A 14,500-nucleotide genomic window follows, 5' to 3' on the forward strand; every position below is an offset into this window, starting at 1 on the left:
CGGTCGCCGGGGCGGAGTCGTCTCCGCGGTCGTCGTCGGACGGGGGTCTCGCGGGGCGAGAGGAACGCGGTCCCGACGCCGACGACGAAGCCGACGAGTCCGACGGCGAGCGAGTGCGGGGCCGCGGCTCCGTTGAGCGCGGCGGCTATCGCCACGAGGCCGACGAGTTTCGAGCCGCCGTCGACGAGGCGGAACGCGCGGGGCGAGAGTGGAACGTTCATAGTCGAAGTCGGGTTCGGTGGGTTGCGAGCCCGTGCGGTCAGCCGGCGGTTCCGGTTCGGCTCTTGCGGCGTTTACGGCGTTTGAGGAGCCAGTAGACGACGGCGAAGTCGAAAAGCGGCATCCCCACCGTCAGCGCGACGAGCCACGGGTAGAGGACGGCGCCGGAGACGCCGAGAACGGCGGCGACGGTGGCCCGCATCCCGTCGATCGAGAGGACGATGATGAGCATGACGGCCGCGACGCCGAGGGCCGTCTGGAGCGGTCGGTCGAGCGGGTCGGCGGTGAAGTGGACCGGGTGTTCGGGGTTGTCGAGGAGCGGCCAAATCATCATCACGCCGATGATGAGCGAGGGGACGACGACGCCGCCGGCGAACCGGCCCCACTCGCCGAGCCACGAGGGCATCATCTTCAGCGAGCCGAACACCCACATGAAGAACCAGTCCGGGCCGACGTGCGAGGGCGTCGACGTGGGCGTCGCCGGGCCGATGGCGGCGATGCGCTGGACCGGGAAGAAGCCGGCGAGGAAGGCGACGGTCGCGGCCGTCAGGAGGAAGACGATGGTCGAGACGAGGAACTGCTGGGGGAAGAGCGGCATTCCGACGACGACGCTGTCGTCATCGTCGTCGGGGCGGCCCTCGCCGCGGGAACTCGGCGGGTGTTCGGTGTGTTTCTGCCGCATCAACACGGCCATGTGGAGGGCGATAGCGCCGACCAGCGCGGCCGGGATGAGAAAGACGTGGAGGAAGAACATCCGCGGGATGACCTGGTCGGCCCCCGCCGGGAACGCCCCGCCGAAGACGAGCGACTGCAGGAACGACCCGACGACCGGAATCGTGCCGGTCATCTGGAAGCCGATTGTCGTCGCGGTCTTGCTGAAGTTGTCGTAAGGGAGCGCGTAGCCGAAAAAGCCCTCCACGAGGGCGAAAAGGAGGAGCGTGCTCCCGATGAACCAGTTCGGCTCGTGGGGGTTGCGGTACGCGCCCGTGAAGAAGACGCGGAACATGTGCAGGGCGATGGCGGCGATGAAGAGGTACGCCGCCCAGTGGTGCATCATGCGCGCGAACATCCCGAAGGTGGTGTCGTAGGTGATGTGTAGGACGCTCGCGAACGCCGCGGGCACCTCCGTATCGGCGTACTGGAGCGCGTTGCCCTCGTAGGTGACGCTGTTGACCGCCGGATTGTACAGGAGGCCGAGGAACGTCCCCGTCAGGCCGAGGATGACGAAGGTGAAAAGCGCGATTTCGCCGAGGAGGAACGAGCCGTAGTTGTCCTCCGGGAACGCCTTGCCGAGGAGCGTGTGGTCCAGTTCGAGCCGCTGGTCCAGCCAGTCGAACAGGGCGTTTCTCGGGTACGCCTCGTGGGGTCGAACCGTTAGGTCGGTCTCCGGCAGGTCGGCGTCCGCCTCGCCGCCGTCCGGCCGAACGTCCGGTCGGTCGTCGCCGAAGCCGTCGTCCGGTGCTGTCCCCGTCATCTCACTCCTCCGTCCCGATTGGTCCCTCGAACGGTCCCGTCGCGAGGAGGAGCGTCCCGTCCTCGTCGTCGGCGATGCCGAGGGGTAGTTGCGGGAGCGCCCGCGAGGCCGGGCCGCCGGTCACGGACGCGCCCTTCGTGGGGTCGTAGAGGCTTCCGTGACAGGGACACCGGAGCTCGGAGCCCTGTTCGCCCGCGACGAGACAGCCCTCGTGGGTGCAGACCTTCGAGTAGGCCACGTAGCCCTTGGCCGTCCCCTCGATGTTCGTGGGCGCTTCGTACTCGTCTTCGGGGAAGCGAAGCAGGAGCGTGGTCGCGCGCTTGGTGACGAGCGCGCCGCCGCCTTCCTTCTCCGGGAAGACGTCCATCTTGTCGAACTCGTCGGTCGAGAGCGCGTCGGCGGCGGTCAGGGGGTTGCCGTCTCTATCGACGAGGCGCGTCCCCTCAACGTAGAGCGTCTCGCTCCCGGTGTCGAGACTGCCGGGGAGTCCCGCGGCGTAGTCGACGCCGAAGCTTCCGATGGCGGCCGCGCCGCCGATGCCGGCGAGGAGCTTCGCCATGTTTCGCCGCGTCAGTTCGTCGTCGCTCTGCGGGATGTCCGGGGCGTCTGTGTCGGTGTCGGTGTCGGTGGTGCGTTTGCTCATGTCTGTGCGGATAGTCAGTGGTCTCTGGTTTCTGCGACGGTGATGCTCGGGACGAAGTACGCCGTGTACGCGAGGACGGTCAGCGCGAGCGAGAGGAACAGCATCCCGGCGTAGGTGCCGAGGAACTGCGTCCGCGCCGGGCCGAGCCCCTCCAGCGCGAGGAGCGCGGCGAACGACACGTCCACCCACGAGAGGAGCGCCACGACGAGCAGTCCGGTCCGCGACGACACGGCCGGGACGTAGTCGAGGATGCGTCGGGACTCCGTCTCCATGTACGGCGGGACGGAGACGGTCGCGCGGCCGCCGTCGGCGACGACGGAGTCGCCGAGGTGGCTGATGCGGTCGAGGAACTGTTTCGTCCCGACCATCACGCCGACCATCCCGAGAAGCGCGACCCACGCGACGACGCCGGCCTGATTGACGCCGACTTCGACCGGACCGGGGAGGTAGCCGCTCGCGGGCTGGAGGTCGGACGAGGTGTTGACGGCGACCGGCTCTGCGCCGGTGCCGACGCCGATACTCCCGCCTTCGGTCCCGCTCGTCAGCGCGACGTACCACATCGGGAGCAGCACGACCGCGATGAGGAGCAGGATGACTGCGGTTTCACGCCGCATCGGTTCTCACCGCCGAACGTCGGGTCGGGTTCACCACGAATTTCATGAATGTACCAATATTTTTACGTAATTGTTGATGCCGGATTAGCGCTCCCGCGGCCGCGGCGGCGACCGTGGGTTCGCGGGAGCGACGGTGCCACGTAAGCGTTCAGACGAGCGGTTATCTGTTTTTCTGTTTCGGGATGTTCGAGAATCAACAGAACTACAAGATAGTAGACGAACGGTCAGGTAGTAGGCAGTATCAGCGGTAATACGAACTCAAACACCATTATGAACAGACGAACGTTCATGAAAAATATTGCGGGTGGAATTGCCGTTCTCGGGGCGTCGCCGGGTGTCGCCGGGGCGTCGAGCGAGAACTCGACCGCCGGTTCCGACGGGAGTACAGACGCCGGTGGCGGCGCGGACGGTGGCGGTTCGACCACCCATACTATCCAGATGGTGACAGAAGACGGGGAGTACTATTTCGACCCCGTCGGACTGCACGTCGCCCCCGGTGACACCGTGGAGTGGGTCCTCGAAAGCGGCGACCACTCCGCGACGGCCTACGCCGAGTCGAATCAGGCCGAGGGGCGCATCCCGGCGGACGCGTCCGGTTTCGACAGCGGCCTCCTTGAGGAATCTGGTGCGAGCTTTTCGTACACCTTCGAGGTCGAGGGCACCTACGACTACTTCTGTAGCCCGCACAAACAGCTCGGGATGGTCGGTCGGGTCGTCTGCGGCGAGCCCGGCGGCCCGGCCGAGGAGGGCGCGATTCCGAACGAACCGGGGTCCGGTCTCATGCCCGGGTCGGCGGACATCGTCGAGGCGGGGTCGCTGTCGTACCCCTACGTGCCGAGCGGCGGGTCCTCGGGGTCGCTCCCGTGGCAGTTCTGGGCCGCGACGGGCGGTCTGGGGACCGCTGTCATCGCGATGGTCTCCAAGTACGACCGGGCGTCGGGCCGCTACAGCGAGTAGGGCCGCGACGACCGCCCGTCAGGCCGCAGTCGGGCGACCGACCGCCTCGCGGACGAACTTGCCGAGGAGACCGAGCGTCGCCGCTCCCATGGCCGCGGCAAAGACGACGACGAACACCGAAAGCGGGTCGCCGAGGTCAGAAAGCGCCCGCGAGCGGACGAAGTTCGCGGCGAGGACGGTCGTGACCGCGAGCAGGACGACGCCGCCGAGGTTCGCCAGCGTCGAGTTCGGTTCCGCGACCGCGTCGCTGTTGAGCAAGACGAGCACGACGGCGATGGCGAAGGGCGTGCCGACGAGGCCGAACGCCAGCACCAACACGAGAAGCGGGAAGAACGCGCCGCCGAGGAACGCCCCGATGCCGGAGAACAGCGCCACGCCAGCGAGGAGCGTGCGGTACCGACCGTCTGAGAGGTCCGTCCCCCAGCCCAGTTTGTCGGCGACGAGGTACGGCGGGACGACGGTGTTGCCGCCGAGCGTGGAGACGGCCGCGCCCAGGAGGCCGAGAAGGAACAGCCACTTGGCGTTCGCGCCTGCCAGCGGGCCGAGCGCCTGTGCGGCCGCCACCGCCGAGAGGTCGCTCGCGGCCACCTCGGGGGTGTGGAGGACGCCCGCCGCGACGAGGAAGATGGCGAGGCTGTAGACGCCGAAGGCGACGAGCATCGACGCACCCACGTCGAACGTCGCCAGTCCGTAGTCCCGGGTCGTCCAGCCGCGGGCGCGCATCGTGTACGAGTGCATCGTGATGAGCGTGATGTGGACCGCGCCCCCGAGGATGCCGGCGGCGACGAGCGCGCCGTCGACCCCCGCGGGGATTCGCGGGACGAGTCCGCCGACCGCGGCCGCCGGGTCGATGGGGACGAAAAACAGCGACGCGAGGAAGGCGACGACGATGGCCGCGACGAGCCCCTTCGCGAGGAGTTCGACGAAGCGGTAGCCCCGACCGGCCAGTCCGGCGGCGAGGACGACCGCCCACGCGACGCCCCAGACCCGGGCGTCGACGCCGGTTATCGTCGCGCTCACGTCGGCCAGCCCCTTCATGATGACCAGTTGGGCCAGCCCTGCGGCCAGCACCCCGTCGGCGACGAGCACCCACGCCCAACCGTCGCCCAGTTCGCGTTCGACCACGGCGATGATACCGTCCTCCGTGAGCAGGCCGAGTCGCATCGAGAGGTACTGCGCCGACGCGCCGAGGACCGCCGAGAGCACCACGACCCACAGCATCGCGTAGCCGAACGTCGCGCCGGCCGTGAGCACGGTCGCCATCGTCGCCGGCCCCGCCGCAACCGCGCCCGCGACCCACGACGGCCCCATCTCCGAGAGATATCCCCGCCAGTCGCCGCTCATCACCGCCGATACGTCGAGTTTGGGTTCGTTCATGCCGTCGTGGTCTCGGCGGTCGTCACAAAAGTGTTGCTACTGGGTGTTACAACCGAGTGGTTTCCTCGGAACGGCGCGCAGCGCCACACGACCTTTTACCCGGTGGTCGAGTGTGACCTAGGTAATGAGCGATGGTGACGGTTCGGTACCGCTCCTCGTCGTCGCCGACCCGGACGTCGCGACGGCGGTCACCGAGGCCGTCCGGGGACGAGAGACGCGGTTCGAAATCGAGACAGTTCGGACCGCGGCCGCGGCGGGAGAGCGACTGCGAGACGCCGGCTCGGGCGTCGACTTCGACTGCGTCGTCTCGTCGGTCAACGGGGAGGAGAGAGACGCGCTCGAGTTCCTCGCGGCGGTTCGCAGCCGAGAGCCGAAGTTCCCGTTTCTCGTCGTTACCGACCCGGCGTGCGAGTTGACCGCGACGGAGGCGCTCGACGCGGGCGTCACCGATTACGTCCGTGCTCGGGGGTCGGATGACTACGAGGAGTTGGCCGTCCGAGTCGAACGGGCGGTCGCGGCGGCCGACCGGCGGCCGGTCGACTCCTCGCTCGTTTACGAGCGCGTCTTCGAACAGATGCTGGAGGGCGCGTGCCTGTACGACCGCGAGGGGCGATTCCTCCTCGCGAGCGACTATCTGGCGGATTTCTACGGGATGACGCCCGCCGAGCTCGAAGGCGAACGGAGCCTGCTCGTCGAGAAGATCCGCGAGGAACGTCCGGGCGACCCGTATCAGCGGCTCTTGGACGAGGATGTCGACTCGCTCGAAGGCGAGACCCAACTCGTCACGCCGGACGGCGAGTCACGGACCCTGAGCTACCGGTTCGCGCCCTTTCAGGTGGCTGGCGAAGTCGTCGGCGTCATCGCCGTATCGAGGGACATCACCGACCGACAGGAGCGAGAGCAGAAACTGAAACGCGCCCGCGAGGAGTTCCAAGAACTCATCGACGGGATGAACGACACCGTCTGGGTCCTCGGCCTCGACGACCAGATCCACGCGGTGAACGAGACCGCGGTGGAACTGCTGGGCTACTCGCGGGACGAACTCCTCTCGATGACGGTCCACGACATCGACGCGGGACTCAGCGACGACGAGATTTCGGCGCTCATCTCCCAGATGCCGACCGACGGGACGCAGGTGTTCGAGACGGTCCACCGGGCGAAAGATGGTCGGGAGATACCCGTCGAAATCAGTTCGAGCCTCGTGAGCTACCGCGGGGAGACAGTCGTGTTGAGCGTCGCCCGCGACATCAGGACGCGGAAGCGCTACGAGGCGGAGCTCCGCGAGCAGAACCGGCTCCTCGAAACGCAACGCGACGAGCTCGCCGTGCTGAATCAGGTCGTCCGCCACGACGTTCGCAACGACCTGCAGTTGGTGACCGCCTACGCGGAACTGCTCGGTGAGCACATCGCCGACGAGGAGGCGCGGGAGTACGTCGACATCGTCCGGAAGCGCGCCAACCACGCGGTCGAACTGACGGAGACGGCGCGGGACATGGCCGAGATGATGCGCAGTCGGGGCGTCGAAAACGAACCAGTCTCGCTCCGGCCCGTCCTCGAAGCCGAACTCGCGTCGCTGCGAGAGATGACTCCGAACGCGACCGTGACGGTCGACACCGAGGTGCCGGCGGTCGCGGTGCTCGCCGACGACATGCTCGGGTCCGTCTTCCGGAACCTCCTCACGAACGCCGTCCAGCACACCGATGAGGACGAACCGACTATCGAGGTCTCCGTCGCCGAGACCGAGGCGGGCGACCGCGTCGTCGTCCGCGTCGCCGACGACGGCCGGGGAATACCTGACGAGCGAAAAGAGACCGTCTTCGCGAAGGACAAAAAGGGACTGGACAGTCGGGGCACCGGTCTCGGACTGTACCTCGTGCAGTCGCTGGTCGAGAAGTACGGCGGGCACGTGTGGGTCGAGGACAACGATCCGCGGGGGGCCGTCTTTGCGGTCGAACTCCGGGTGGCCGACGCCGGTCAGGCCGACTCCGACCAGTCGTCGCCGACGCGGTCGTAGCCCACCATCCGACTCCCCTCGTGTTCGGTGAAGACGACTTTCTGGTTCGACTCCGGCACGCCGAACCGCTCGGCGACGGCGTCCATGACCGCGAGGGCGAGTTCGCACTTCCGATTCGCCGACCCGCCCGGATGTCGGCCTGCAGCACGACGGCGTTTCTGTCGGTCGACGACCGAGGTGAATCGCCCGAGCTCGCGGACGGTGACGGCCGCGTAGTCGGTGTCGGCGTCCATCCGCTCGGCGTACAACTCGGCCATCTGCGTCGTGAACCAGTTCGCCTCGCGCTCCGTGACCTCGAAGTCGAGGTCGAACTGGAGATGCGGCATCTGGGTCGGCGTCCGCTACGGTTCGGCGACAAAAGAATCCGCCTCGTCCGACGGAGGGCTGTGGGAGGAAAGAGAGCGCGGAGCGAGGCGTCGGGGCGCGGCAGTCGGGCGGGGCCGCTACGGGCCCTACAGGTCCGCCACGTCTTCGATGGCGTCGGTCAGCGCCTTGATGGACTCCACGTCGTGTTCGCCCATGTGGCCGATACGGAACGTCTGCTCGCCGAGCGCGGAGCCGTAGCCGTTCGAGAAGGCCATGTCGTACTTCTCGGAGACCTCCTCGATGGTGGCGGCGACGTCGATGCCCTGCGTGTTCTCGATGCAGGCGACGGTCTGGGACTCGTAACCCTCCTCGGGGAACATGTCGAAGTGCTCGTAGGCCCAGTCGCGGGTGTACTCGGCCATCTCGCGGTGGCGCTGGTCGCGCCCCTCGTGGCCCTCTTCGAGCATGTACTTCATCTGCTTGCGGTACGCGAGCATGATGGGAATCGCGGGGGTGGAGTGAGTCTGGCCCTTGCGGTCGTAGTAGTCGAGGGCGCGCTGGAAGCCCCCGTACCACGACGCCGAACCCTTCGACAGCTCGCGTTCATATGCCGCGTCGCTGACGGTGCAGATGGCGAGCCCCGGCGGCATGGCGAACGCCTTCTGCGACGAGGCGAAGATGACGTCGATGTTGTGCTCGTCGATGTCGACGTAGTCGCCGCCGAGGGCGGACACCGCGTCGACGACGAAGTAGGTGTCGGGGTACTCGGCGACCACGTCGCCGATCTCCTCGATGGGGTTGCGGACGCCGGTCGAACTCTCGTTCATCACGGTGGCGACCACGTCGTAGTGCTTGTCGCTGGACTCCAGCGCCTCACGGATGTCCTCGGGCTTGATGGCCTGCCCCCACTCGTACTCGATGCGGTCGACGTTCTTGCCGAGTCGCTCCGCGACGTTCGCGTGGCGCTCGCTGAAGCTCCCGCAGGTCGGCACGAGGATGTTCTCGTCGACGAGGTTGAGCGTCGATGACTCCCAGATTTCGGTGCCCGACCCCGTGAGAATCATCAGGTCGTTGTCCGTGCCGAGGAACTCCTTCGTGTCCTCGACGATGGTCGTATAGAGGTCGGTCATGCGGTCCATCCGGTGACCGAACATCGGCTGGCACATCTCCTCGATGACGTCCTCACGCACCTCGGTCGGACCGGGGATGTACAGCGTCTTGTCCTGATAGTCGTCCGTGTATTCGCGTTTTTCCGTCACGTCATCCACCTAAGTACGGACCACTGCGTCGCGGGCGATGATGGTACTTGTGATTGCGACACTCGTCGCAGTTGCTCAGGCGGTGTTAACACGGGACAACACGGGCGGCGTCGGCGGGTGGAAAACGGCTCCGGCGTGAGGTCTGAGGCTCAGTCGTCCGCTTCGGCCGACTCGGCCCGCGGGACCGTCACGTCGGTCAGGCCGGCCTCTATCTGCTCGCGGCGCGCTTCAAACTCGCCGGGGAGGACGAGGCGGCCGCCGAGGTCGTCGAGGGGTTCGTCGGCGGTGTAGCCCGGGTCGCTCGTGGCGAGTTCGAACAGGACGCCGCCGAACTCGCGGAAGTAGACCGACCGGAACCAGTGGCGGTTGATTTGGGCGGTCGGGCGCAGCCCCTTCGACTGGACAGCTTTGCGCATCGCCTCTTGGTCCTCGTCCGTCGGCGTCTGGAAGGCGACGTGGTGGACCGTACCGTGGCCCTGTCGGCTGCTCTCGATGGTCGGCAGCACGTCCACGTACTTCCCGACAGTGCCCGTCGCGGCGAATCGCGTCCGCTCGTCGCCGGGGGTGTCGCCCTGCGCCTCCTCGGTGCCGACGCGCTCAAAGCCCATCGTTTCGAGCAGGTCCTCCGTGGGCTGCGGGTCGCCCAGCCAGAGCGTCACGGAGTGGAAGCCGCGAATCGCAACGTCTTCGGGGACGAACTCGGTCCACGGGACGGTCGGGTCGTCGTCGGGAATCTCGACTTCGACCAGTTCGACCGGGAGGCCGTCGGGGTCGCTGAAGGGGAGGACCGTCTCGCCGAATCGCTCGACGCGGTCGTCGTAGTCGACGCCGTACTCGTCGAATCGCTCTTCCCAGTAGTCGAGGCTCCCCTCGGGCACGCGGAACGCGGTCCGCGAGACCTGCCCGGTGCCGACCTTCCCCCGCGAGAGGTTCTCCCACGGGAAGAACGTCATGCTCGTGCCGGGCGTCCCCTCCGCGTCCGTGAAGAAGAAGTGGTACGTGCTGGGGTCGTCCTGATTGATGGAGCGCTTGGCGAGGCGGAGTCCGAGCGTCTCGACCCAGAAGTCGAGGTTCTGCTGCGGGTCGCCCGCGATGCAGGTGACGTGGTGAATGCCGGGTGTCGGCGTGATGTCTGCCATGGCCGGTCCTACGGGCCGCAAGGACTTGAGTATCCGCTGACGCGAGTGTTACCGGGTCGGGGCGGCGTCAGCAACACCGACACGGACCCGGCAGCCGAGTCGGCGAGACACACGTTTTTGCCCGTCGGCGATGACACTCGACGTATGCAAACCCGCGCACTCGGCGACACCGGCCACGAGAGTAGCATCGCGACGTTCGGCGCTATCGCGCTCAACTGGCTCGAACAGGAGGGCGCGAACCAGATGGTCGAACACGTCCTCTCGAAGGGCGTCAACCACTTCGACGTGGCTCCGACCTACGGCGACGCGGAGCTCAAACTGGGCCCGAAGCTCCGCCAGCACCGCGAGGACATCTTCCTCGGCTGTAAGACCCAAGAGCGTGGCTACGAGGGCGCAAAGCGGAAGCTCGACCGGTCGTTCGACCGCCTCGGCGTCGACTACATCGACCTCTATCAGATCCACGGCCTCGAATACGAGTCCGAACTGGACGAAATCACGGCCGACGACGGCGCGCTCGCGGCCTTCCGCGAGGCGAAAGACGAGGGGAAAATCGGCCACATCGGGCTGACGAGCCACGGGAACCCGGGACTCATCCGCGACGCCATTGACCGCATCGACGACCTCGAAACCCTGATGTTCCCACTGAACCCCGTCGTCGTCGGCAAAGGCGACGACGAACACGACTACGCGGGCGTTTTCGAGGCGGCCGAGAAGGCCGGTATCGGCACCCTCGGCATCAAGGCGTTCGCCCGCGGGCCGTGGCCCGACACCGACGAACTGCCCGAGGCTGATCGACCGTTCTCCAACTGGTACGAGCCGGTCGACGCCCCGGACGAAATCGCCGAGCGGTTCGACTTCGCGGCCGCACAGGGCCTCACAAGTGTCGTCACGCCGGGTGACCCGAAGCTCGTGGCGATGGTCCTCGACGCCGCGGCGCGGTACAACGGCATGGACGAGACGGCCCAGCGGTCCCTCATCGAGCGCCTCCGGCACGACGAGAGCCCGGTTCCGGAGCAACTGCACCACTAGCGAGCGAGACGAGTCTAACCTCGATTCCACCTGCCGCCAATGGACGTTCCAACGACCGTTACGGCCGCCCTCGACGACCGACCGGTCCGGGGCGCGGTCTGTCTGGAGGCCGGTGCGGGGACCGGCAACGCGACCGCCGGACTCCTCGACGCGGGCGCGAAACGGGTCTACGCCGTCACGAACGACCCCGAACACGCCGCCATTGTCCGCGACCGGGTGGCACCCGAGCCCGCGGACCGAGCGCGAACCGCGGTGCTGGAGGCCGACGTTCGGAGCCTCCCGCTCGCCGACGACTCGGTGGACATCGTCACCGCCCACGGGCTGTTCAACCTCGTCAGTCCCGAGTCGCTCGCCGCCGTCGCGGGCGAGCTAACCCGGGTCGCCGCGCCCGCCTGTCACCTCGTCGTCGACGACTACGAACCGCTCCCCGACGACGCCGCGATTCGGGAGCTGTTCGCGCTCGAAAACGCCGCGAGCCAGTTGGCCCGCGGGCGGCCCGCGCTGACGTTCTATCCGGCCGACGCGCTCAGGGCGCTGTTTTCGGGGTACGGCTGGCGCTTCGACCGCGAACTGACCCTGCTCGACCCGGTGCCGTGGTCCGAAAGCCACGTCGAGGCGCACGCGTCGGTGGCGAAGTCGCTGGCGGCTGAACTCCCCGGCGAGACGGGGAAGTGGCTCGCGGACGAGGCCGACCGCGTCGCCGACGCGGTCGAATCGGAGTCCGCGGGCGAGATGTACAGCGTGGCGATGCGGCTGTCCGACTCGGGATCGGACGCGACAGGGTAGGCGCGGCCGCTACGTTTCGCGGTCGAACGTCACGGCGTCGAACCAGCCGTCGGCGATGCCCTTGAGCGCGCCCGTGGTACTACCGAGATTGATGAGCTGATAGCCGTTCTCCGCCTTCCGATTCACGTCGTCCATGCCAAACCCGAGGCCGCCGACGGGGACGCCGGCCTCGACCGCAGCCGAGCGGATTCGCTCGACGGCCGCCTGCACGTCGGGGTGGTCTATCTCGCCGGGGTGGCCGAGCGCCACCGAGAGGTCGAACGGCCCGATGAAGACGAAGCCCAGTTCGGGTACGTCGAGAATCGCGTCGAGGTCCGAAAGCGACTCGGCGGTCTCGATGGTCACGCCGACGAGCGTCTCGCGGTCCTCACTTTCGACGTAGTCGTCTGCGAGTCCCCAGCGGCGGGCACGGGGCGACGCGAGGCCGCGGTCGCCGGGGTCGTCGCCGTAGGTGAAACGGGCCGACTGAACCGCCTTGCGCACCTCCTCGGCCGACTCCACGCGTGGGAGGAAGACGTTCCTGACGCCGAGGTCGAGTGCCTTCCGGACGAACGCCGGGTCGGTCGTCGGGAGCCGTACCAGCGGCTCGATGCCGGTTCGTTCGGCCGCGCGGAGGAGGTTCTCCATCGCGCCCGAGTCGAGCGAACTCGGCCCGCCGTGTTCGAGGTCGAGCCACACGAAATCGAGACCGAGTTCGCCGTAGAACTCCACGAGCGTCGGGCTGTAGGTGTTGTCGAGGACGCCGAGCGCGACGCCGCCGGCCTCGATTCGGGCACGGAGCGTGTTCGCGGCTGCTGTCTCTTCCATGTTCGTGATACGACACGTGTCTGGAAAAAAGCGCGTGCCGCGGGCACCGAGGCGGAGCGCTGGCCCGACCGGTGGTTAGTCGTCGCCGTCGGACGCGTCCGAGTCGGGCGTCCAGCCGTCGTCGACGCTGACGAGGTGGTTCACACTCCCCGCGCCCTCGCCCACGTCGGCGGGTTCGGCGAGGGCCGCGCGCGTGAACTCGATGCCGTGCCGGACGGCGTCGGCGAGGTCGTCGCCGCGGGCGAGGTGGGCGGCTACGGCGCTCGAAAGCGTACAGCCCGACCCGTGAGTCGCCGTCGCGTCGATGCGCGGATTGACGAACGTCGTCGTCTCGGTCGGCGTGACGAGCGTGTCGACCACGGTGTCATCGTCGGTTGCGACGTGGCCACCCTTCAGGAGCACGGCGTCGGCACCCCGGTCGAAGAACCAGTCGGCCGCGTCCGAGACGGCCGCCGGAGAGTCGGGGAACACGCCCGTCAGCGCCTCTGCCTCGTCGGCGTTCGGGGTCGCGAGCGTCGCCTGCGCGAACAGGGCGTCGTAGGCATCGACGGCGTCCTCGTCCAGCAGTCGGTCGCCGGAGGTGGCGACCATCACGGGGTCGAGGACGACCGGACCGTCGTAGTCGGCGAGGCAGTCGGCGACCGTCTCGACCGCCTCGGCGGTCGCCAGCATCCCGAGTTTCACGGCCGCGATGTCGAAGTCGTCGGCGACGGCCTCGTACTGGGCGCGAATCGACTCGGCGGGGAGGACGTGCGAGCCCTCGACGCCGCGGGTGTTCTGGGCCGTCGCGGCCACGATGACCGACCCGCCGTAGACGCCGAGCCGGGTCATCGTCTTCAGGTCGGCCTGGATGCCCGCGCCGCCGCCGGAGTCGCTGGAGGCAATGGTGAGAACGTACGGCGGCGTCCGCGGGTCGGGGGTGGTCTCCGGCATCTATCTGACCTCGATGCGGTCGATTCGGTCGGCGATGTCGGGCGTCGAGGCATCCGCGAGCCCCGCGATGGCGTCGAGGAAGGTGATTTTGTAGCTGGCCGGGCCGCGGTAGTCGCCGAACGCGCCCTCGGCGGCGAGTTCGCCCGCGAGTCCGTACGCCGCGGTCGCCGCGAGCGCCGCGTCGAGCAGGTCGTCCATGGCGGCCGCGAACACCGCGAGCGTCACGCCGAGCATACAGCCGGTGCCGACGACCGCGCCCATCATCGAGTGGCCGGCGTCGACCTCGAAGGCTGCCTCCTCGGTGGCGACGATGTCGGTCTCGCCGGAGGCGACGACGACCGCGCCGGTCTTCCGGGCGCACTCGACGGCCGCGGCGGCGATTTCGGCGTACTCGCCGACTGACTCGACCCCGCGGACCTCGGCGTCGTCGCCGACGAGCGCGGATATCTCGCCGTAGTTGCCATTGAGCACGTCCACGTCAAGGTCGGTGACGAGGCGGTCCGCGACTCGGTCGCGCGTCGGGGTCGCACCGACGCCGACGGGGTCGACGACGAGGGGGACGCCGGACTCGTTGGCGGCCCGGCCGGCGGTCAGCATCGTCTCTTCGCCGGACTCGCTCACGGTCCCCATGTTGAGCAGACAGCCGTCGGCGATGCCGACCATGTCGCCGACCTCGCGCTCGTCGTCGGACATGACCGGCAGGCCGCCCCAGTAGAGTGTGACGTTCGCCACGTCGTTGACCGTCACGTCGTTCGTGACCGAGTTGATGAGCGGTTGCTCGCCCGCGACGGCGGCGAGCGCCTCGTCCAGCGCCACGTCGGGGACGCCGTCTGCGCGGCTCGCGTCGTCCGAGCCGCCTTGTCCACCTGCGCCGTCAGCGTCGTCTCGTTCGCTCATCGGCGGTCCCTCCCGGCGGCGACCGAGTCGGCGAGGTGGCGGGTCG

13 protein-coding genes and 2 pseudogenes are annotated in these 14,500 nt (G+C 68.1%); 4 read left to right on the forward strand and 11 right to left on the reverse strand.

From position 1 onward, the window contains the following. The 4 genes and pseudogenes from NKF06_RS15980 to NKF06_RS15995 form a co-directional block, all read right to left on the reverse strand. Nucleotides 1-221 (reverse strand): annotated as a pseudogene (locus NKF06_RS15980) (hypothetical protein); the annotation flags it as partial. A gap of 38 nt (nt 222-259) precedes the next feature. Then, complete coding sequence (locus NKF06_RS15985; RefSeq protein ID WP_253245968.1) at nt 260-1,693, reverse strand: cytochrome bc complex cytochrome b subunit; 1,434 nt, start codon at nt 1,691-1,693, stop codon at nt 260-262. A gap of 1 nt (nt 1,694) precedes the next feature. Next, nucleotides 1,695-2,336, reverse strand: a complete 642-nt coding sequence (locus NKF06_RS15990) for a Rieske (2Fe-2S) protein (RefSeq protein WP_253245969.1) — start codon at nt 2,334-2,336, stop codon at nt 1,695-1,697. A 14-nt stretch (nt 2,337-2,350) separates the two neighbouring features. After that, on the reverse strand, nt 2,351-2,950 hold the full coding sequence (locus NKF06_RS15995) for a hypothetical protein (protein WP_253245970.1): 600 nt from the start codon (nt 2,948-2,950) through the stop codon (nt 2,351-2,353). A gap of 270 nt (nt 2,951-3,220) precedes the next feature. Between NKF06_RS15995 and NKF06_RS16000 the strand changes: the two genes are divergently transcribed. Beyond that, nucleotides 3,221-3,907, forward strand: coding sequence for a plastocyanin/azurin family copper-binding protein (locus tag NKF06_RS16000; RefSeq protein ID WP_309142144.1), 687 nt, complete (start codon nt 3,221-3,223; stop codon nt 3,905-3,907). An 18-nt stretch (nt 3,908-3,925) separates the two neighbouring features. Here the strand turns inward: NKF06_RS16000 and NKF06_RS16005 are convergent, their stop codons facing one another. After that, nucleotides 3,926-5,284: a divalent metal cation transporter gene (locus NKF06_RS16005; protein WP_253245972.1), complete on the reverse strand. Its 1,359-nt coding sequence runs from the start codon at nt 5,282-5,284 to the stop codon at nt 3,926-3,928. A 124-nt stretch (nt 5,285-5,408) separates the two neighbouring features. Here NKF06_RS16005 and NKF06_RS16010 point away from each other — a divergent pair, with 124 nt between their 5' ends. Continuing rightward, the gene (locus NKF06_RS16010) at nt 5,409-7,298 is read left to right on the forward strand and encodes a PAS domain S-box protein (RefSeq protein WP_253245973.1); all 1,890 of its coding nucleotides are present in this window, start codon (nt 5,409-5,411) and stop codon (nt 7,296-7,298) included. Here NKF06_RS16010 and NKF06_RS16015 read toward each other — a convergent pair. From NKF06_RS16015 to NKF06_RS16025, 3 genes and pseudogenes are all read right to left on the reverse strand, one after another. Then, nucleotides 7,259-7,624, reverse strand: a pseudogene (locus tag NKF06_RS16015) (tautomerase). The gene NKF06_RS16010 and the pseudogene NKF06_RS16015 overlap by 40 nt on opposite strands. Nucleotides 7,625-7,750: 126 nt before the next feature. Continuing rightward, nucleotides 7,751-8,863, reverse strand: a complete 1,113-nt coding sequence (locus tag NKF06_RS16020; protein ID WP_253245975.1) for an aminotransferase class V-fold PLP-dependent enzyme — start codon at nt 8,861-8,863, stop codon at nt 7,751-7,753. Nucleotides 8,864-9,012: 149 nt separating this feature from the next. Further along, on the reverse strand, nt 9,013-10,002 hold the full coding sequence (locus NKF06_RS16025; RefSeq protein WP_058828371.1) for a ring-cleaving dioxygenase: 990 nt from the start codon (nt 10,000-10,002) through the stop codon (nt 9,013-9,015). Between the two features lie 144 nt (nt 10,003-10,146). Here NKF06_RS16025 and NKF06_RS16030 point away from each other — a divergent pair, with 144 nt between their 5' ends. Next, nucleotides 10,147-11,031 (forward strand): aldo/keto reductase, encoded by an 885-nt coding sequence (locus NKF06_RS16030; RefSeq protein WP_253245976.1) that lies wholly within the window; start codon nt 10,147-10,149, stop codon nt 11,029-11,031. A 39-nt stretch (nt 11,032-11,070) separates the two neighbouring features. Then, nucleotides 11,071-11,817 carry a class I SAM-dependent methyltransferase gene (locus NKF06_RS16035; RefSeq protein WP_253245977.1) on the forward strand — a complete coding sequence of 249 codons (747 nt, stop codon included), beginning with the start codon at nt 11,071-11,073 and terminating at the stop codon, nt 11,815-11,817. A 9-nt stretch (nt 11,818-11,826) separates the two neighbouring features. Here the strand turns inward: NKF06_RS16035 and NKF06_RS16040 are convergent, their stop codons facing one another. From NKF06_RS16040 to thiM, 3 genes are all read right to left on the reverse strand, one after another. Further along, entirely contained in the window at nt 11,827-12,624 is a 798-nt protein-coding gene (locus NKF06_RS16040) for an aldolase/citrate lyase family protein (protein WP_253245978.1), read from the reverse strand. Between the two features lie 75 nt (nt 12,625-12,699). Further along, nucleotides 12,700-13,557, reverse strand: a complete 858-nt coding sequence (gene thiD, locus NKF06_RS16045; RefSeq protein ID WP_253245979.1) for a bifunctional hydroxymethylpyrimidine kinase/phosphomethylpyrimidine kinase — start codon at nt 13,555-13,557, stop codon at nt 12,700-12,702. Continuing rightward, nucleotides 13,558-14,454, reverse strand: a complete 897-nt coding sequence (gene thiM, locus NKF06_RS16050; protein WP_253245980.1) for a hydroxyethylthiazole kinase — start codon at nt 14,452-14,454, stop codon at nt 13,558-13,560. Between the last annotated feature and the right edge of the window lie 46 nt (nt 14,455-14,500).

The organism is Haloferax sp. AB510, from assembly GCF_024136985.1.
Taxonomy (GTDB): Archaea; Halobacteriota; Halobacteria; order Halobacteriales; family Haloferacaceae; genus Haloferax.

Bases quoted from the DNA above. Each gene is read 5' to 3' on its own strand.
- NKF06_RS16005 (WP_253245972.1), bottom strand. From the start codon at position 5,284: ATGAACGAACCCAAACTCGACGTATCGGCGGTGATGAGCGGCGACTGG.
- NKF06_RS15995 (WP_253245970.1), bottom strand. From the start codon at position 2,950: ATGCGGCGTGAAACCGCAGTCATCCTGCTCCTCATCGCGGTCGTGCTG.
- NKF06_RS16035 (WP_253245977.1), top strand. From the start codon at position 11,071: ATGGACGTTCCAACGACCGTTACGGCCGCCCTCGACGACCGACCGGTC.
- NKF06_RS16000 (WP_309142144.1), top strand. From the start codon at position 3,221: ATGAACAGACGAACGTTCATGAAAAATATTGCGGGTGGAATTGCCGTT.
- NKF06_RS15985 (WP_253245968.1), bottom strand. From the start codon at position 1,693: ATGACGGGGACAGCACCGGACGACGGCTTCGGCGACGACCGACCGGAC.
- NKF06_RS16040 (WP_253245978.1), bottom strand. From the start codon at position 12,624: ATGGAAGAGACAGCAGCCGCGAACACGCTCCGTGCCCGAATCGAGGCC.
- NKF06_RS16030 (WP_253245976.1), top strand. From the start codon at position 10,147: ATGCAAACCCGCGCACTCGGCGACACCGGCCACGAGAGTAGCATCGCG.
- thiM (WP_253245980.1), bottom strand. From the start codon at position 14,454: ATGAGCGAACGAGACGACGCTGACGGCGCAGGTGGACAAGGCGGCTCG.
- NKF06_RS15990 (WP_253245969.1), bottom strand. From the start codon at position 2,336: ATGAGCAAACGCACCACCGACACCGACACCGACACAGACGCCCCGGAC.
- NKF06_RS16025 (WP_058828371.1), bottom strand. From the start codon at position 10,002: ATGGCAGACATCACGCCGACACCCGGCATTCACCACGTCACCTGCATC.
- thiD (WP_253245979.1), bottom strand. From the start codon at position 13,557: ATGCCGGAGACCACCCCCGACCCGCGGACGCCGCCGTACGTTCTCACC.
- NKF06_RS16010 (WP_253245973.1), top strand. From the start codon at position 5,409: ATGAGCGATGGTGACGGTTCGGTACCGCTCCTCGTCGTCGCCGACCCG.